This window comes from Streptomyces sp. NPDC001220 (genome assembly GCF_053597895.1).
This window is the reverse complement of record NZ_JBSFJE010000004.1, coordinates 302,991-320,403: the sequence shown is the minus strand read 5'-3', so window position 1 is coordinate 320,403 and position 17,413 is coordinate 302,991. Positions and strand designations below refer to the sequence as shown.

The window sequence follows — 17,413 nt, the reverse complement described above, 5'->3', positions numbered from 1 at the left end:
AGCCCTGGTTGAGCTTGTGGTGCGCCATCTCCCGGCGTCCATTCGGCCGGCGCGGGCACGGTGACCGGGGTGGCCGGCATGGCCGCCCGCTGCTCCCGGGCGATCGCCGAAATCGGTGACACCGGTGGCGTCAGGGCTGCCGCGGCCCCGAGCAGCCGCGGCAGCCTGTCCCCCACCTCATCCGTGCCACTCCACCTTGAAGACCCACACGTGCTGTCCCGCCCGCCGGGCCGACTCGGGCACGTCGATGACCAGCGCTCCGCCGGCGACGGTCCAGGTCAGCGGCCGGTGGTGGCCGAGCATGGTCACCTTGTCACCGGCACGGATCGGCACGGGTGCCTCGACGGTGAGCTTGGCGCCTGGCCGGGCCAGGGAGTGGATGTAGAAGGCCTCGTCCGGGCGGACCGTGAACCGCAGGTCCTCGCCGAGCTGGCCCATGCGCGACCAGTACGTGGTGCCGTAGATCGCCTCTCCGTTGACCGCGAGCCAGGCGCCGGTCTCCCGCAGCCGGGTCTGCATGATCTCCGGGATGGTGCCGTCGGCGCGGGGACCGATGTCGAGCAGGAAGTTGCCGTTCTTGGAGACGATGTCGACCAGGCTGTGCACGACCTCCTCCGCGGTCATGTAGGCGTCGTCCGGGGTCGCCCGGTTGTAGCCGTAGCTGCGCGGGTCGAGGCCCCGGCTGGCCTCCCACTTGGCGACGACCGTGTCGGCGTACGTCGTGTACTCGGGCGTGGTGAAGTCGTGGAAGCCGATGCCCGAGCGGTCGTTGACGGTCACGTCGACCGGACGGGCCCGGTTCTTGGCGTGGTTGAAGTACTCGGCGAGGACGTGGAGGCTGTCGTTCGAGCCGCCGATGTCGCACCAGATGATCTCCGGGTCGTAGCCGTGGATCAGTTCGAGCATCTGCGGGGCCTGGAAGTCCCGTACGTAGTCCTTGCCGGAGGTGTATCCGGTGTAGGGCAGCGGCTCCAGTGTGTACGGGTTGCGCGGGGCGTGGCCCATCCAGGGGTTGTCGGGGTTGAACCACTCGGGCATGGAGAAGTAGAGGCCGCGGTGGAGTTCGGGGGTGTGCCGTCGGGACGCCTCGAAGAGCTCCTTGACCAGGTCCCGTTTCGGGCCCAGCCGCACGGCGTTGCGGTCGGAGACCTTGGTGTCCCAGAGCGCGAAGCCCTCGTGGTGCTTGGAGGTCAGTACGTGGTACTGGGCGCCGGCGTCACGGAACAGCTCCACCCAGGCTCGCGGGTCGAACTTCTCGGCGGTGAAGCGCGGGATGAAGTCGTCGTAGGCGAAGTCCTCGCCGTAGGTGTCCCGGTGGTAGGCGTAGGTGGGGTTGTTCGGGTCCTGCATCTGGTCCCAGTACCACTCGGCGTACTGCACCCCGACGGGCGCCCAGGCGGGCACCGAGTAGACGCCCCAGTGGATGAAGATGCCGAACTTGGCCTCGTTGAACCAGTACGGGGCCTGGTGACCGGCCAACGAGGTCTCGGTGGGCTGGTAGTCGGCGGTGCCCAGTATCAACGGGCGCTTGCTGGAAGCCACTTGGCTGCCGCGCCCGTGCACGCTCACCGTGCCGTCCTGCTCCGTGCCCGGCGCGGTGCCGGTGCGGCTGCGGATGCCGACCCGGACGCGTGCCTGTTCGCCGGGGTCGAGGCGGCGGATGCGGGCGGGTTCGACGGTGCGGGCGCCGGGGACGTCGACGCGTACCGACACCGCGTCGCGGGCCAGGATCGCGACGGTGCCGGCGTTGACGACGGTGGCCTCGACGCTCTGGGCGCCGGTCGCGTCCAGCAGGGACCCGGTGGAGTGGGCGTCGCGCAGGGCCAGCGCCCGCCCCTGGGCGACGGGCTGGAGGGAGAGTGCGAAGACGTGCAGGGCGGCCTTGCCGGCCTCGGCCGGGTTGGTGACCGGCAGGGTGAGGGCGACGGCCTCGCGCTGCGGGTCGATCCACACCTCCGAGGTGCCGATCCCGACACCGTGCTGGTCCTTGCCGCCGTCCGGCTGGTAGCGGTACGACGCCGCCAGCGGGCCGCCCACCGCGTACCAGTCGCCGCCGCTCAGACCGGCGGTGGTGGTCGTTCCGTCGGCGTAGTGGACGGTGGCCCGGCCGGAGGCGGTGCCGTAGCTGCCGGCGGTGAGGAAGACGGCGGACAGGTAGTGCCCCTTGGGCAGGTCGACGCGCTGCCCCAGCGCGACAACGTTGTTCTTGGCACCCGCCGTCGCGGCGGGGAAGTCGAAGGGGATGCCGTCGACCTCGACCCGGCCGGCCGGGAGTTCCTCGCCCGGGAACGTGTAGCCGGAGCCGTCGAAGTCACCGCCCCGGGCGTCGGCGGTGTCGATGCCGTCGTTGTCGTAGAGGGAATCGAGCGTCACGGGGACCGGAGTGGGGACGGGAACCCATGGCGACGCGGCACCCGCGGCGGCCGTCCCGGCGGCGCGAGCCTCGGCGGACTCGGCGGCGTGGGCCTGGGTCGGCGCGGCGAGCGGCAGCGCGGCCGCGGCGGCGACACCCGCGACGGCCCCCAGAACCTGGCGTCTTGGACAGGGAGACATGCTCATGCGCGGCTCCATTCATCGGATGTCTGATGATTGAGCGGGCCCAGAAGCCTGTCAATGGGGCGTGCACGTGCGGGAGTTGAGAAAGTGGTCGGAGGACCTGCGGGAACAGCACAGACGCCGGCGGCCGGTCGGCGGCACACCCCGCCCGCGCGTCCGGGAGCGGATGCTCTCGACGCGAAGCCCGCGGCGGGGCAGAGTGCCCTCTCGTACCGACGAGTAAGCCTCTCTCTCGCACCACCAGGAGCGCCTGTGACCAGCTGGGTCGGCCGGACCGCCGCCGAAATCGCCGCCGCCGTACGGGAGAAGCGGGTCACGCCCCGCGAGGTGGTGGCCGAGCATCTGGAGCGGATCGCGCGGCTGGACGGCCGGATCGGCGCCTTCCGGAAGGTCCGGGCCGATGCGGCGCTCGCCGAGGCGGACGAGGTCGCGGCCCGCGCCGACCTCGCCGAACTCCCCCTCGCCGGTGTGCCGTTGGCCGTGAAGGACAATCTGGCGGTGTGCGGCGAGGCGCATCTGGACGGTTCGGCCGCGACACCGGACACGCCCGCCGACGCCGACCACGCCACCGTGGCCCGGCTGCGGGCCGCGGGCGCGGTGGTCGTCGGGCTGACGAACGTGCCCGAACTGTGCGTCTTCGGTACCACCGACGGGGTCCACGGCGTCACCCGCAACCCGTGGGACACCCGGCGCAGCGCGGGCGGCTCCTCGGGCGGCAGCGCGGCCGCGGTCGCCGCCGGGCTGGCGCCGATCGCCCTCGGCAACGACGGCATGGGCTCGCTGCGCATCCCGGCGGCCAACTGCGGTCTGGTGAGCATCAAGCCGGGGTTCGGGGTGGTCCCGGCCGGGATCGGCCACGGCGACTGGTTCGGCATGTCGGAGAACGGGCCGCTGGCGACCAGCGTCGAGGATGTCCGGCTGGTGCTCTCGATCATCGCGGACAAGGGGTTCGAGGACACCGCGCAGGGCGCTCCGTTGAAGATCGCCGTCTCGCGGCGCAGCCCCCTGGTCGGGACGACCGTGAGCAGGCCGTATACGAACGCGGTGGCGCAGGCGGCCGGACTGCTGGCGGGCGCCGGGCACCAGGTGCGGCGCGCCGAGCCGCCGTATCCGGCGTCGATCGGTGTCACCGCGCTCCGGCACTGGACCGCGGGGACGGCCGTGGACGCGGCGGACCTGGACCCGGCGCTGCTGACCCGGCGGACCCGGGTGCACGCGGCGATCGGCCGCCGCTTCCTGAGCGGGGTCCGGGCGGGCGACTCCCGGGAGCGGCTGCGCGCCCGGCTCACCCCGTTCTTCGCCGAGTACGACGTGCTGCTCACCCCGGCGCTGGCGCGCCGCGCCCCGGAGGCGGCCCCCTGGCACGAGCGTGGCTGGCTGCGCAACGCGCTGGCCGGCTCCAACTACTCGCCGCTGACCCCGGCCTGGAACCTCACCGGCTGGCCGGCGATGTCGGTGCCGTTCGGCACGCTGCCCTCGGGTGCCCCGTGCGCCGTACAGCTGGTGGGACGGCCGGGCTCGGAAGCGGTCCTGCTGGAGGTCGCCCGGACACTGGAGACCCTGCGGCCGTGGCAGCGGACGGCACCCGTCGGCTAGGACTTCGTCGACTCAGCCTTCTTCGGCCGGATCTGCTCCGGCCGAGGTCTGCCTCGGCCGGGGTCTGCCTCGGCTCGGAAATCTTCGCTCGCCCTTCTCCGGCTCGGCCCTCTTCGGCTCGGCCTTCTCCGGCTCGGAAATCTTCGCCCGGCCTTCTCCGGCTCGGCCCTCTCCGGCTCGGCCTTCTCCGGCTCGGAAATCTTCGCCCGGCCTTCTCCGGCTCGGCCCTCTCCGGCTCGGCTCTCTCCGGCTCGGCCCTCTTCCGCTAGGGCTTCTTCGGCTCGGTCATCCGGCGGGCCGTCTCGACGACCGCCGCGCGGTGCAGGGCGAGGCGCTCCCGCGGCCAGGACTCGCCGACCTCCCTGGGGTCGACCCCCTCGGCGGCCCAGAACCAGGCCTGGGCCGCGGCGAGCACCATGGTCAGCAGGTCGTCGGGCGCCATGTCCCCGTCGAGGTCGCCGCGCGCCTGCGCCGCGGCCACCTGGGCCACCTTGTCGCGGAACGCGTCGTGTTCGAGCCCGGTGGCGGAGGGGCGCTCCAGCAGTTTCCACAGCCGCAGGCGCATCAGGTCGGGCCGCGCCACCAGGTGGTCGAAGATCGCGCCCGCGTATCCGGGCAGGTTCTCGACGTCGAACGGCACGGACTCGGCGCCCGCCGTCATCGCCCGCCGCAGCACCTCGTCGAAGAGCTGCTCCTTGTTGCCGAAATAGACGTAGATCAGCCGCTTGTTCGCCCCCGCGGCCTCGGCTATCCGGTCCACCCGGGCGCCGGCGATGCCGTAGGCGGCGAACTCGCTGAAGGCGGCGTCGAGCAGCCGGGCCTTGGTGGCACTGGAATCGCGTGACATGCCCACCACCCTACCAAGTAACTATCTAGTTATTGACATCCCTCGCGGGCGTGGCCTACGGTCCATGTATCTACCCAGTTAGTTATGGAATCGAGGGAACCTCACCATGGAACAGCGCGTACTCGGCGGTCAGGGCCTGACCGTCGGCGTCCAGGGCCTCGGCCTCATGGGCATGAGCGTCTTCTACGGCGCCACCGACGAGACCGAGTCCCTGGCCACCGTCGACCGGGCGCTGGAGCTCGGCGTCACCCTGCTGGACACCGCCGAGAGCTACGGCCCCTTCGTCAACGAGCAGCTGCTCGGCAAGGCGCTGGCCGGGCGCCGTGAGGCCGCCGTGGTAGCGACCAAGACCGGCGTGGAGATCACCGACGACGGCCGGATGGTCGGCCTCAACGGCAGGCCGGAGTACGTGCGGCACGCACTGGAGCGCTCGCTGCGGCACCTGGGCACCGACCACGTCGACCTCTACTACCTGCACCGGATCGACCCCCAGGTGCCCATCGAGGAGACCGTCGGCGCCATGGCGGAGCTGGTCGCCGAGGGCAAGATCGGGCACATCGGCCTGTCCGAGGCCTCCGCGGGGACCATCCGTCGGGCCCATGCCGTCCACCCCGTGACCGCCCTGCAGATCGAGTACTCGCTCTTCGAGCGCGGCATCGAGCACGACGGTGTCCTGGACACGCTCAAGGAGCTGGGCATCGGCCTGGTCGCCTACTCCCCGCTCGGCCGCGGCTTCCTGTCCGGCGCGATCACCAGCCCGGACGACTTCGCCGAGGACGACTGGCGACGTACCGATCCGCGTTTCCAGGGCGAGAACTTCGACCGCAACCTCGACGTCGTCCGCGAGGTCCGCCGGATCGCGGCCGAGAAGAACGTCACTCCCGGTCAGCTCGCCCTCGCCTGGGTCCAGCGGCAGGGCGCGGTCGCCATCCCCGGCACCAAGCGCCGCCGCTACCTGGAGGAGAACGTCGCCGCGACCGAGGTGACGCTCACCGCCGCCGACCTCGCCGCCATCGAGGCGGTCGCACCGCACGGCGCGGTCGCCGGCGACCGCTACGCGCCCGAGCACATGGGCACCCTCAACGGCTGAGCGCCCGCCGTCCCGGACCCGCAGCGATGCGGAGCGATTCAGAAAGAAGCTCACGACCATGCCCCAGCCCGCCAAGCGTTCCCGGATCTCCGTCGGCGACACGACGATCACCTATCTGCCCGACGGTTTCGGCGCCCACAACCCCGACGCCCTCTTCCCCGGAGTGGACTGGACGACCCGGCCCGGCCATCTCGACGACGGGCAGCTGATCCTCAGCTTCGGATCGTTCCTGATCCGGGCCGGGGACCAACGGATCCTCGTGGACCTGGCCACCGGGAAGATCGATGTGGACGTGCCCGGCGTCGCTCATCTCGAAGGGGGCGCGCTGCTCAGGAGCCTCGCCGCCGAGGGGCTGTCCGCCACCGGCATCGACACCGTCGTCTACACGCATTTGCACCTCGACCACGTCGGCTGGACCAGCGATGTCGCCCCGCTGCCCGGCACACCGGCCGCGCACGCGCCCGGCGGTCTCACCTTCGCCCGGGCCCGCCACCTCATGTCGCGGGCCGAGTGGCAGTACTGGACGACGCGGGAAGCCGACCTGGGCGGACCGGACGCCGAGGCGGTGCTCAAGCCGCTCACCGGTGTCGTCGAGTTCGTCGCAGGGGGCGACACGATCGCGCCCGGGGTGACCGTCGAGGCCACGCCCGGTCACACCCCCGGCCATCTGGCGGTCGTCGTACGGGACCCGTCGGGCGCCGGTACCGAGGAGGCTGGATCGTCGGGGACATCCTGCACTCCCCCACCCAGATAGCGGACCCCGACCTGGCCTTCGCCTCCGACGTCGCTCCCGGCCAGGCCCGGCAGGTACGCGACCGGGTGCTCGGGCGGCCGGACACGGTGATCGCCGCCGGGCACTTCACGGACGAGGTGTTCGGCCGGGTCACCCGCGAGGGCGGCGAACAGCGCTGGACTCCCGTCGCCGACACGCCGGCGTCCCGGTAACCGGGCCGGGCTCGGCCCGTACAGAACCACCTCTCACCTCAGGAGACACACCTCATGTCCGTACCCGCAACCCCCCGCACCTTCAGCTCCACCACCACCGCGGCCGAGGCCGTCGACGGCGCCGACCTGCACGGCCGACGGGCCGTGGTGACCGGCGCCAGTTCCGGGATCGGAGTGGAGACGGCCCGTGCGCTCGCCTCGGGCGGCGCCGACGTCACCCTGGCCGTACGCAACACCGAGGCGGGCGACCGCGTGGTGGCCCGGCTGGCGGCCGAGCTGCCGCCCGGGGCGGGAAAGCTGACCGTGGCGCGGCTCGACCTGGCCGACCGGTCGACGGTCGCCGCCTTCGTGGCCGAATGGCAGGGACCGCTGCACATCCTGGTCAACAACGCCGGAGTGATGGCGCCGTCGGAGGTCACCCGCACACCGGACGGCCGGGAGCAGCAGTTCGGCGTCAACCATCTCGGCCACTTCGCCCTCACCACCGGCCTCCACGCGGCGCTCGCGGCGGCGGACGGCGCGCGGATCGTCTCGGTCAGCTCCACCGGCCACCTCTTCTCGCCCGTCGTCTTCGACGACCTGGACTACCGGTTCCGCCCCTACGACCCGTGGACCTCCTACGGTCAGTCGAAGACCGCCAACATCCTGTTCGCCGTGGCCGCGGCCGAACGCTGGGCCGACGACGGCATCACCGCCAACGCCCTGATGCCGGGCAACATCGCGGACACCAACCTGGCCCGGCACATGGACATGCGGCAGGTCGCCGACTTCATCGCCTCGGGCGAGCTCACGCTGCCGCCGCAGAAGACGGTGGAGCAGGGCGCCGCGACCTCGGTGCTGCTGGCCGCCTCCCCGGCGGTGGCGGGCGTCACCGGCCGCTACTACGAGGACTGCGCGGAGGCCGAGCCGGTCACCGAGCGGGCCGGTGCCGTCGGCGGGGTCGCGCCGTACGCCCTGGACCGGGACAACGCGGCCCGGCTGTGGGCGGTGTCCGAGGCGCTCGTGGCGTGACCGCGCTCACAGTGCGCGGTACATGATGTGCAGGCCGACCGGTCCGTGTTCCGGATGGTCGAAGGCCTCCGGGACCGTGCCGATGATCCTGAAGCCGAGGGAGGTCCACAGGGCGACTGCGGGGTTGGTCTCGACGACGGCGTTGAAGACCATGGACCGGTAGCCGTGCGCCCGGGCCTCGGCCAGGACGTGTTCGGCCAGGGCCCGCCCGATGCCCTGGCCGCCCCGGTCGGGGTGGACCATGAAGCCGGCGTTGGCGACGCTCGCGGCGGGGCCCCCGTAGTTGGGGGTGAGGTAGGCGGAGCCGACGACGGCTCCGGTGGGATCCTCGGCGACGTAGACACGCTTCGCCGGGCTCATCCACAGGGCGCGGGCCGCCTGCTCCGAGGTGTCGGGGTCCCAGCCGTACGTCTCGGCGGCGGCGACGATCCGGTGCCAGAAGGGCCAGATCTGCGGCCAGTCGGCCGCGGTGGCTGCTCTGATCAGCATGGGCGTGAGTCTCGCACGCCCATGCGCATCGGCGATCGCGACAGGGCTGACCGGCCGGTCAGTCCACGCTGGGCAGGATGTGGGGCTCGGCGAGGTCCTCCTCGTAACCCGCGAGGCGGATCGGGGCGGACCGGGCCCACACGTCGAGGCTGCCGAGCTGTCCGGGCCGGCTGCCCACGCGCTCCGCGCGTTCAGTGGGGCGCTGCTCGCGATTCGTCTGCTCAGGTGTCACCGCGCACTCCTTTTGTGTCGGTCACCCTCGGGGCGTACCGGACAGTCTGCGTTCGAGTCTGCGTTCCGGTGCTCGGCGCCCGCTCGGGTCTGGGTGGAAGGCCAGTTCGGACGCGGTGGCGCCGGTAACTCACAAGAGAGCAGGCCGTTGTCGACCGGCTTGTCCCGGGACGGACCATGGGTGTGGGTGGGACCCCTTGATGCTGTCCGTCCCCTATAGATTAACCAAATGAGCGCAGGTCCGCTCGATAGGGAGTGCAAACAAGGTGTAACTATCGCGAGTCGCTCCGCACTCCGAGCGCCCGCAAATACACCCGTTCGTAACATGATGCCCCGTTTACGCGCCTCTCGCCCGACCCAGGCGAACGAACACCCATTCGAATGGGCGGGTGCCGCTCCCGCACAGGCTGTGCAGTTCAGGTTGCGTTGGCCGGGTCGAAAACTCGACATGATCCGATGGCGCAGGACAACGGCTGTCTCGCGGAAGGACTGACGCATGGAGCTGCGCAGCGTCGAGGAGCTGATGGATCTGCTGTACGCCTGCCGGCACCAGCGCGCCCTGCGCACCGCGGCCCTGCTGCGCCGCAGCCGCCCTGCCGACAAGGAGCTCCAGGTCGCGGGCCTGGTACACGGCATCGAGGAACTGCTGGGCCCCGCCGAGGGCGCCGCGCGGGCGGTACGGCATCTGCTCGGGGAGCGGGTCCACCACCTGGTGCGCGGGGACGGCGCCCCCGCCGACGACGACGTGCTGCGCCTGCGGCAGGCCGACGAGGAGGCCCGCACCGCGGGGTTCGACGCGGGCGTCCTGGAGGACTGGCGGACCGTCCTGGAACTGGTCGCGGCCCGCAACTCCCGCCTCGGGGCTGTCGACTGACGGCGCGTCATGAGACGGTACGGCGATGACGTCGTCGTACGGGCTCAGGGGCAGGACGGCCGTCGTGACCGGCGGCACGCGCGGGATCGGGCGCGCGGTCGCCGGGGCGCTCGCGGCGGCCGGGGCGCTGGTGTGCGTGAGCGCGCGGGACGCGGACGAGGTCCGGCGTACCGCCGCGGAGCTGGGCGGGACCGGCCTGGCCGGCAGCGTCGCCGAGCCGGAGCACGCCCGGGAGCTGACCCGGCTGGCGCTCGGCGAGTTCGGACGACTCGACATCCTCGTCAACAACGCGGCCACCAATCGCCCCTACGGACCGCTCATGGACGCCGATCTCGGCACGTGGCGGGAGGCTTTCACGGTCAACGTCGAGGGGCCGCTGCGGCTGACGCAGTGCGCGTGGCGGGGCTGGATGCGCGAGCACGGCGGCTCGGTGGTCAACATCTGCACGGAGGGCGCGGCGCATGTCGGCCCGGACGTGGGCGCCTACGGCACCAGCAAGGCGGCACTGCTGCATCTGACCCAGCAGCTGGCGGGGGAACTGGCGCCCCGGGTGCGGGTGAACTCGGTCTCGCCGGGACTGGTGCGCACGGAGATGGCCCGCTTCATGTGGGAGCCGCGCGAGGAGGAGATCGCCGCCGGGCTGCCGCTCGGGCGGATCGGGGAGCCCGAGGACGTGGCGGGGGCGGTGCTGTGGCTGTGCTCGGACGCCGCGGCATGGGTGACCGGGGCAGACCTGGTGGTGGACGGCGGCACCCGGGTACGAGCGGCACGCACGTCGGCCTAGGGGCGCGGGGAACTGCGAGAGCAACGACGCACGACCCGCACCGGCCCCCGACCCGCACCCCTCCTCGACCGGACCGCCGGAGGCACCCGCACACCGGCGCCTGCCCAACAGCAGGGCGCCGGTGCCACAGGCCGTCAACGGTTAAGCGGGGCCTACCACTTGCCCGGCTCGTAGTCCTTCAGGAAGACCCCGTACACGTCCTCGCCCTGCTCACCGCGGACGACCGGGTCGTAGACGCGGGCCGCGCCGTCGATCAGGTCGAGGGGCGCGTGGAAGCCCTCCTCGGCCAGCCGCAGCTTGTCGTAGTGCGGGCGCTCGTCGGTGATCCAGCCGGTGTCCACGGAGGTCATGAGGATGCCGTCGGTCTGGAACATCTCCGTCGCGCTGGTCCGGGTGACCATGTTCATGGCCGCCTTCGCCGCGTTGGTGTTCGGGTGCCCGGCACCCTTGTAGCCGCGGCCGAAGACGCCCTCCATCGCGGAGACGTTGACGACGTACGACCGGCCGCGTGCCGCCTTCTTCGCCGCCGCGGCCATGGCCGGCCGGAGCGCGCTGATCAGGATGAACGGCGAGGTGTAGTTGCAGAGCTGGGTCTCCAGGAGCTCGACCGGCGAGATCTGGTCGATGGTCTGCACCCAGGTGTTGCTGTCGACGACGTCGGGGACGAGACCACCCGCGTCGATGGCGGTGCCGTCGAGGTGCCGGGCGACACTGGCGTTGCCCGCGACCAGCGCCAGGTCGGCGACCTGCTGGGCGTCCAGGCCGCTGGTGCCCAGCGGCAGCGCGGCGAGGCCGTCCACGGCGCCCGAGTTGAAGGCGCCGATCACCTGGTGGGCGGGGAGTTCACCGGCGGGCAGCGGGGCGCTCTCGCCCTCGACCAGGGCCGCGTAGGCGGAGGGCAGCCGGCGTACGGTCTGGGTCGCGTTGTTGATCAGGATGTCGAGCGGGCCCGCCGCGGCGACCTGCTCCGCCAGGGCGACGGCCTGGGCGGGGTCGCGCAGGTCGATGCCGACGACCTCCAGGCGGTGCAGCCAGTCCGCCGAGTCCTCCATCGCCTTGAAGCGGCGGATGGCGTCCTTCGGGAAACGCGTGGTGATCGTGGTGTGCGCGCCGTCCCGCAGCAGCCGCAGCGCGATGTACATGCCGATCTTGGCGCGGCCGCCGGTGAGCAGGGCGCGCTTGCCGGTCAGGTCGGCGCGGGCGTCCCGCTTGGCGCGGTTCAGGTCGGCGCAGTCCGGACAGAGCTGGTGGTAGAAGTAGTCGACCTCGACGTAGCGGCTCTTGCAGGTGTAGCAGGAGCGCGGGCGCTGGAGTATCCCCGCGATCCTGCCCTCCTCGGTCCGCGAGGAGGGCAGCAGGCCCTCGGTCTCGTCGTCGATGCGCTGGGCGGAGCCGGTCGCGGTGGCCTCGGTGACCGCCTTGTCGTGCGCTGTCTTTGCGGCCCGGCGCTCCTGGCGGCGGCGCTGCTTGACCGTGCGGTAGACGCCGGCCGTGGCCCGGCGCACCGCGATGGCGTCCGGGTGGTCGACCTCCAGCTTGTCCAGCTCGTCGAGCACGCTGAGGCAGACGGCGAGCCGCTCCGGGTCGATGCCCGGGCCGTAGACCACCTGGTCCTCGGCCGTCGGGCCGTCCTGTGTCACCGTCATCGTGCCGCCGCTTCCCTGATCCACCAGCGGCGCTCCGACTCGCGCCCGCTTTCGAACAGGGAATTTTACGGAGCGCCGGGCAATACCTCCAAACCCGACCGGATCATGGCTCGCAGACCGAGATCAGCGAGTCGACCTCGTCGGTCACCGCGCGGGCCAGTACATCGAGGTCCGGGACGGCTGCCGCGTCCGCGACGAGGCCGTAGTGGACCTGGTTGCGGTAGGTGGAGATGGCGACCGCGAGGGACTGGCCGGGCGCGAGCGGGGCCAGCGGGTAGACGGCCGTCAGCGGGTGACCGCCCAGGCGCAGGCCCAGGCCCGGCAGCGGGACGCTGGTGACCAGGATGTCGAACCAGAGCCGGGCCGCCTGGCCGACGAGCGGTCCGCCGAGCCGGTGCCCGAGAGCGGGCACATGGTCGGCGAGCAGCGCGACGGCACCGGCGCCCCGGTTCGGGCCGGCGTCCTTGTTGCGGACCATCGCCGTGCGGACGCGGTCGAGGCGGGCGAGCGGGTCCGGGTTGTCGACCGGAAGCCGTATCAGGTAGCCGGAGAGCCGGTTGCCCTGTGGGGTGGCGGTGCGCGGACGGCGCTTGGAGACCGGGATCAGGGCGCGCGGGGCGACGCCGTCGGTCGGGTCGCCGCGCTCCTCCAGCCAGCGGCGCAGCGCACCGGCGACGACGGCGATGAGGACGTCGTTGACGGTGCCGCCGACGGCCTTGCGGACCCGGTGCACGTCGTCGATGTCGAGGTCGACGCCGGCGATGCTGCGGGTGCCGGTCGGTTCGGACCGCAGGGCGGCCGAGGAGCTCACCCCGAGGGCGGACAGGGCGACGGAGGCGCCGATGTCCAGGGCCCGGCCCACGTCCGAGAGCGCGCCGCGCACCAGCTCGGGGATCCTGCGCACGTCCGGCAGCGCCGGCAGCGTGCGCGGTGCCTCGATCGGACGGGGGGCGCGCTCGGGCAGGTCGAGCGGGTCCATGACCCCGGCGGCCAGCTTGAGCGCGCGCAGCCCGTCGGCGAGGGCGTGGTGGAACTTGAACAGCACCGCGAAGGACACCCCGTCCTCGCCGGGCAGCACGTGCGCCTCCCACGGTGGCCGGCCGCGCTCCAGCGGGCGTTGCATCAACCGGCCGGCGACGGCCTGGAAGTCGTCGGTCGGGGCGTGCAGCCGGACGTGGTCGAGGGGATCGAAGTCCGGGGCGCTCTCGCGGGCGGCGCCGCCGAACGCGAGCGGCTGCCAGACGTCTCTGATGCGCATCCGCAGTCCGGGCACGGCGGCGGCACGGGCCGCGAGCAGGTCGGCCGCGTGGGCGCCGGCGGTCGGCGAGTGCGCCGAGAAGACGCCCAGCGCACCGAGGTGCATCGGGTGCCGGTCGGACTCGATGTTCCAGAACGCCAGATCGAGAGGGGCGAGCAGGTCATTCGCAGTCATCAAAGGGGGGCCTCGCGTCGACGGAGGGTGGATCAGCAGTCAAACGCCGACACCTGATTACGGTCAAGTACGATCACGCTACGCTCAGTTAACAGCAGATTAAGCCCCGCCTCCCCCGAAAGAGGCGGGACTCATGGGACACCTGAGGTCATCTCAGCGCCGGTGGCGCCGCCTGGGGTGACGTACCCCACTCTGACGGGCGCGGGCCGACCGTGAACGCCAGCGAGCGCAGGGTGCGCAGCGAACCGTTCGTCAGATAGGTGCGGCCGTACTCCGATCCGTCGACCCGGGCGGTCTGGACGTACCGGTCGGCGGCCGAGGTGCCGGGCGCGGTCACCGTGAAACCGCCGCTCGGCCAGTAGCGGCGGTCGAGGCGGACGTCGACCCGGTCGAAGACGGGCGTCGACAGGCCCCAGGTGCCGTATCCCGGCTGGACGGGGAAGAGGCCGATGGACGACAGCACGTTCCAGGCGGACATGGTGCCGAGGTCGTCGTTGCCGGTCATCCCGGACGGCCCGTCGGTGAAGAGGGTGAGCGCCGCGTGCACCACGTCGGTGGTCTTCCAGGGCTTGCCGGTGGAGAGGTAGGTGTACGGGGCGATGAGGTCGGGTTCGTTCATCGGGTTGTAGACGGCCGCGCGGTAGTAGTCGTAGGCGTTGCCGTGCACCCACACCTCGCGCGCGGTCTTCTCCGGGTCGGCGAGCAGCTGGTCGTAGGCGAAGAAGGAGTCCAGCCGCCGGTTGGTGGCCTGCTCGCCGCCGATCAGGGAGATCACGCCGGGCAGGTCCTGCGGGACCAGCCACTGGTACTGCCAGGCGGTGCCCTCGTGGAAGCCGATGCCGCGGGCCGGGTCGGGGTCGCCGGTGAAGGCGCCGGAGGCGTCCCGGGCGCGGAAGAAGCCGGTGGAGGGGTCGAAGACGTTGCGGTAGTTCTGGGCCCGGGTGGCGTAGCGGGCCGCGTCCGCGCCATGGCCGAGGTCCCGGGCCATCTGGGCGAGCATCGCGTCGGACAGCGCGTACTCGAGGGTGACGGAGGCGCCGTGGTCGTAGTCGGAGTCGCCGACCTTGGTGTGCGGGCGGCCCTTGGTGTAGGGCGCGAAGCCGTCGGCGAGGTACTCGGCGTTGGCCTCGCGGCCGACGCCCGGGTTGGCGGCCGGCGGCACGCCGTCGGCGTTCTTCCGCAGCACCCGGTACGCCCGTTCCTCGTGGCCCTTGAGCAGGCCCGCCTGGTAGGCGGTGGTCAGGAACGGGGTGACCGGGTCGCCGGTCATGATGTTCGTCTCGACCGTGCCGTAGCCCCACTTGGGCAGCCAGCCGCCCTCCTCGTCGACCTTCAGCACCGACAGCGCCATGTCGCGGGCCTCGCGCGGTGCGAGCAGGGCGAGCAGCTGGGCCTGGGTGCGGTAGGTGTCCCAGAGCGACCAGTTCTGGTAGTAGGTGAACCCCGCGGAGCGGTGGATCCGGCGGTCCCAGCCGGCGTACCGGCCGTCCGCGTCGTCGCCGACGTTGGGCGCCAGGAAGGCGCGGTACAGGGACGAGTAGAAGGTACGACGGAGGGTCGCACCGCCGCCCTGGACGCGCACCCCGCCGAGCCGCCGCTCCCAGGCGCCCCTCGCCTGTCCTCGTACCGTGTCGAACGAACGGCCGCCCTCGGCACGCAGGTTGACCTCGGCGCCGCGCGCGTCGACGTACGACAGGGCGGTGGTGGCCTCGACGGTACGGTCCCGGGTGGTGTCGAAGCGGACATAGGCGCCGTCGGCCCCGCTGCGGGCGCCCGGGGTGATCGCGGTGCCGTTCCAGGTGCCGTAGGCGGTGAAGGGACGGTTGAAGCGGGTGACCGTGTACACGGTGTAGGGGGCGGTCTCCCGGCAGAAGCCGTGCCCGGTGATCTTCGTACGGACGGTGTGGTCGTCGATGATCTCGACCTCGCTGCTCACCGGCTTGTGCAGCGCCTGACCAGCGTTGAGCAGGACGTTGGCCTTGTCGGTGGCCGGGAAGGTGTAGCGCTGGACGCCGGTGCGGGCGGTCGCGGTCAGCTCGGCGCGGATGCCGGAGTCGAGGCCGACCCGGTAGTAGCCGGGGCTCGCCTCCTCGTCGGAGTGGTCGAATCCGGCCGCGTACCGGGCGTAATCCGTCTGGGTGATGTCCCCGGTGGTGGGCAGGACGGGCAGGTCGCCGCCGATGCGGCAGCCGACGCCCGAGAGGTGGACCAGGGAGAAGCCGCGGATCTGGTGCTGGGTGTAGTCGTAGCCGGTGCTGTGCCCGGTGTCCGGGGAGAGCTGCACCATGCCGAAGGGCACGGCCGCGCCGGGGAAGGTGTTGCCCTCGTTCTGGGTCCCGATGAAGGGGTTCACCAGGTCGGTGAGGTGGCCGTCGGTCGGTTCGGCGGCCCCTGCGGGGGCGGTGAGCAGCGCGGACGCTGTCAGCACCCCGGCCAGGCACAGCCGTGTGCGCCGGGTCCCTCTCATGTCGGATGACCTCCGAAGGTTCGACGTCGTTGTCTGCATCGTGAAGGGGAAAAGCCGCAAAGCCCGGCACATAGGGGTTTTCACGCGCAGCGCGTCGCACGAAGGGACGGGACGGTACGAGAGGGGCGACGAGTCGGGCCCGGCGCGGGAACGGCGCCGGGCCCGGGTGACACGGAGGGGGAACTACGAGACCTGCTGCCCCTTGCCGAGGGCGATCACCCCGCCCTTGGAGACGGTGTACAGCTCGGCGTCCCGGTCCGGGTTGACGCCGATGGTGGCGCCCGGCGGGACCTCGACGTTCTTGTCCAGGACCGCGCCGCGCACCACCGCGCCCCGGCCCACGACCACGTTGTCGTGCAGGATCGACCCCTGGACCACCGCACCCGGGTCGACGCGCACGCCCGGTGAGAGCACGGACCGGGTGACCTGGCCCCGGATCAGGCAGCCGGCGCTGATGATGGACTCGCTCGCCATGCCGCCGGCGTTGAAGCGGGCCGGGGAGAGCTGGTAGGAGTGCGTGTAGATGGGCCAGCTGCGGTTGAAGAGGTTGAAGGCGGGCCGTTCGGCGATCAGGTCCATATGGGCGTCGTAGTACGCGTCGAGGGTGCCGACGTCCCGCCAGTAGCCGCGGTCGCGGCTGGTCTCGCCGGGGATGTGGTTGGTGCCGAAGTCGTAGAGCTGGGCCTCGCCGCGGGCGGTCAGCTGGGGCAGTATCGAGCCGCCCATGTCGTGCACGGAGTCGTCGTCCTCGGCGTCCCGGTGCAGGGACTCTACGAGGGCCTTGGTGGTGAAGATGTAATTGCCCATCGAGGCGAAGACCGTGTCGGGGGCGTCCGGCAGCCCCGGCGGGTCGGTGGGCTTCTCCAGGAAGGTCTCTATCGTCTGCCCGTCCGAGGCCGGGGTGATCACACCGAACGCCGAGGACTCCACGCGCGGGATGCGGATGCCCGCGACGGTGACCCCGGCGCCGCCCTCGATGTGCTGCTGGAGCATCTGCCGGGGGTCCATGCGGTAGACGTGGTCGGCGCCGAACACCGCGACGTAGTCGGGCTGTTCGTCATGGACCAGGTTGAGGGACTGCAGGATGGCGTCGGCGCTGCCCAGGTACCAGCGCGGGCCGAGCCGCTGCTGGGCCGGGACCGGGGTGACGTAGTTGCCGAGCAGGCTGGACATCCGCCAGGTGGTGGTGATGTGCCGGTCCAGCGAGTGCGACTTGTACTGGGTCAGCACGCAGATGCGCAGCACGTCCGCGTTGACGAGATTGGACAGCACGAAGTCGACCAGACGGTACGTCCCGCCGAAAGTGACAGCTGGTTTGGCCCGGTCGGCGGTCAGGGGCATCAGGCGCTTGCCTTCGCCGCCCGCGAGCACGATCCCGAGTACCGAAGGCCCACCACGACGCATGGCCGCTCCCCTCACCCTGGTGCTCCATGCCTGCCCTCGAA

15 protein-coding genes are annotated in these 17,413 nt (G+C 71.9%); 7 read left to right on the top strand and 8 right to left on the bottom strand.

Annotated elements, in window-relative coordinates:
- Positions 1-177: 177 nt before the first annotated feature.
- A complete protein-coding gene (locus tag ACWDGI_RS12090) occupies positions 178-2,553 on the bottom strand; it encodes an alpha-L-fucosidase (RefSeq protein WP_450758485.1) in 2,376 nt (791 codons plus the stop codon).
- A gap of 255 nt (positions 2,554-2,808) precedes the next feature.
- Between ACWDGI_RS12090 and ACWDGI_RS12085 the strand changes: the two genes are divergently transcribed.
- A complete protein-coding gene (locus tag ACWDGI_RS12085) occupies positions 2,809-4,152 on the top strand; it encodes an amidase (protein WP_450757975.1) in 1,344 nt (447 codons plus the stop codon).
- Positions 4,153-4,417: 265 nt separating this feature from the next.
- Here the strand turns inward: ACWDGI_RS12085 and ACWDGI_RS12080 are convergent, their stop codons facing one another.
- A complete protein-coding gene (locus tag ACWDGI_RS12080) occupies positions 4,418-4,999 on the bottom strand; it encodes a TetR/AcrR family transcriptional regulator (protein ID WP_450757973.1) in 582 nt (193 codons plus the stop codon).
- Between the two features lie 106 nt (positions 5,000-5,105).
- On the opposite strand from ACWDGI_RS12080, the gene ACWDGI_RS12075 reads away from it, so the two are divergent.
- From ACWDGI_RS12075 to ACWDGI_RS12060, 4 genes are all read left to right on the top strand, one after another.
- Positions 5,106-6,089: an aldo/keto reductase gene (locus ACWDGI_RS12075; protein ID WP_450757971.1), complete on the top strand. Its 984-nt coding sequence runs from the start codon at positions 5,106-5,108 to the stop codon at positions 6,087-6,089.
- A 58-nt stretch (positions 6,090-6,147) separates the two neighbouring features.
- Positions 6,148-6,843: an MBL fold metallo-hydrolase gene (locus ACWDGI_RS12070; RefSeq protein WP_450757969.1), complete on the top strand. Its 696-nt coding sequence runs from the start codon at positions 6,148-6,150 to the stop codon at positions 6,841-6,843.
- A 65-nt stretch (positions 6,844-6,908) separates the two neighbouring features.
- Entirely contained in the window at positions 6,909-7,034 is a 126-nt protein-coding gene (locus ACWDGI_RS12065) for a hypothetical protein (protein WP_450757967.1), read from the top strand.
- A gap of 54 nt (positions 7,035-7,088) precedes the next feature.
- Positions 7,089-8,045 carry an SDR family NAD(P)-dependent oxidoreductase gene (locus ACWDGI_RS12060; RefSeq protein WP_450757965.1) on the top strand — a complete coding sequence of 319 codons (957 nt, stop codon included), beginning with the start codon at positions 7,089-7,091 and terminating at the stop codon, positions 8,043-8,045.
- A gap of 6 nt (positions 8,046-8,051) precedes the next feature.
- On the opposite strand, the gene ACWDGI_RS12055 is transcribed toward ACWDGI_RS12060, so the two are convergent.
- Both ACWDGI_RS12055 and ACWDGI_RS12050 read right to left on the bottom strand, forming a co-directional pair.
- Positions 8,052-8,534, bottom strand: a complete 483-nt coding sequence (locus ACWDGI_RS12055; protein ID WP_450757963.1) for an N-acetyltransferase family protein — start codon at positions 8,532-8,534, stop codon at positions 8,052-8,054.
- A 58-nt stretch (positions 8,535-8,592) separates the two neighbouring features.
- Positions 8,593-8,766 (bottom strand): hypothetical protein, encoded by a 174-nt coding sequence (locus ACWDGI_RS12050; protein WP_450757961.1) that lies wholly within the window; start codon positions 8,764-8,766, stop codon positions 8,593-8,595.
- 495 nt (positions 8,767-9,261) lie between these two features.
- Here ACWDGI_RS12050 and ACWDGI_RS12045 point away from each other — a divergent pair, with 495 nt between their 5' ends.
- Together ACWDGI_RS12045 and ACWDGI_RS12040 are read left to right on the top strand one after the other, a co-directional pair.
- Positions 9,262-9,639: a hypothetical protein gene (locus ACWDGI_RS12045; RefSeq protein WP_450757959.1), complete on the top strand. Its 378-nt coding sequence runs from the start codon at positions 9,262-9,264 to the stop codon at positions 9,637-9,639.
- A gap of 25 nt (positions 9,640-9,664) precedes the next feature.
- Complete coding sequence (locus ACWDGI_RS12040; RefSeq protein WP_450757957.1) at positions 9,665-10,423, top strand: SDR family oxidoreductase; 759 nt, start codon at positions 9,665-9,667, stop codon at positions 10,421-10,423.
- 152 nt (positions 10,424-10,575) lie between these two features.
- On the opposite strand, the gene ACWDGI_RS12035 is transcribed toward ACWDGI_RS12040, so the two are convergent.
- The 4 genes from ACWDGI_RS12035 to glgC all read right to left on the bottom strand — a co-directional run bounded on the left by ACWDGI_RS12035 (position 10,576) and on the right by glgC (position 17,372).
- Positions 10,576-12,069 (bottom strand): SDR family NAD(P)-dependent oxidoreductase, encoded by a 1,494-nt coding sequence (locus ACWDGI_RS12035; protein ID WP_450757955.1) that lies wholly within the window; start codon positions 12,067-12,069, stop codon positions 10,576-10,578.
- 103 nt (positions 12,070-12,172) lie between these two features.
- Positions 12,173-13,501, bottom strand: coding sequence for a wax ester/triacylglycerol synthase family O-acyltransferase (locus ACWDGI_RS12030; protein WP_450757953.1), 1,329 nt, complete (start codon positions 13,499-13,501; stop codon positions 12,173-12,175).
- 148 nt (positions 13,502-13,649) lie between these two features.
- Positions 13,650-15,968: a GH92 family glycosyl hydrolase gene (locus ACWDGI_RS12025; protein WP_450757951.1), complete on the bottom strand. Its 2,319-nt coding sequence runs from the start codon at positions 15,966-15,968 to the stop codon at positions 13,650-13,652.
- A gap of 183 nt (positions 15,969-16,151) precedes the next feature.
- On the bottom strand, positions 16,152-17,372 hold the full coding sequence (gene glgC / locus ACWDGI_RS12020) for a glucose-1-phosphate adenylyltransferase (protein WP_450757949.1): 1,221 nt from the start codon (positions 17,370-17,372) through the stop codon (positions 16,152-16,154).
- Positions 17,373-17,413 lie beyond the last annotated feature (41 nt).

Coding starts and splice junctions, on each gene's coding strand:
- glgC (WP_450757949.1), bottom strand. CDS start 17,372: ATGCGTCGTGGTGGGCCTTCGGTACTCGGGATCGTGCTCGCGGGCGGC.
- ACWDGI_RS12090 (WP_450758485.1), bottom strand. CDS start 2,553: ATGTCTCCCTGTCCAAGACGCCAGGTTCTGGGGGCCGTCGCGGGTGTC.
- ACWDGI_RS12045 (WP_450757959.1), top strand. CDS start 9,262: ATGGAGCTGCGCAGCGTCGAGGAGCTGATGGATCTGCTGTACGCCTGC.
- ACWDGI_RS12035 (WP_450757955.1), bottom strand. CDS start 12,069: ATGACGGTGACACAGGACGGCCCGACGGCCGAGGACCAGGTGGTCTAC.
- ACWDGI_RS12075 (WP_450757971.1), top strand. CDS start 5,106: ATGGAACAGCGCGTACTCGGCGGTCAGGGCCTGACCGTCGGCGTCCAG.
- ACWDGI_RS12030 (WP_450757953.1), bottom strand. CDS start 13,501: ATGACTGCGAATGACCTGCTCGCCCCTCTCGATCTGGCGTTCTGGAAC.
- ACWDGI_RS12055 (WP_450757963.1), bottom strand. CDS start 8,534: ATGCTGATCAGAGCAGCCACCGCGGCCGACTGGCCGCAGATCTGGCCC.
- ACWDGI_RS12070 (WP_450757969.1), top strand. CDS start 6,148: ATGCCCCAGCCCGCCAAGCGTTCCCGGATCTCCGTCGGCGACACGACG.
- ACWDGI_RS12025 (WP_450757951.1), bottom strand. CDS start 15,968: ATGAGAGGGACCCGGCGCACACGGCTGTGCCTGGCCGGGGTGCTGACA.
- ACWDGI_RS12040 (WP_450757957.1), top strand. CDS start 9,665: ATGACGTCGTCGTACGGGCTCAGGGGCAGGACGGCCGTCGTGACCGGC.
- ACWDGI_RS12060 (WP_450757965.1), top strand. CDS start 7,089: ATGTCCGTACCCGCAACCCCCCGCACCTTCAGCTCCACCACCACCGCG.
- ACWDGI_RS12080 (WP_450757973.1), bottom strand. CDS start 4,999: ATGTCACGCGATTCCAGTGCCACCAAGGCCCGGCTGCTCGACGCCGCC.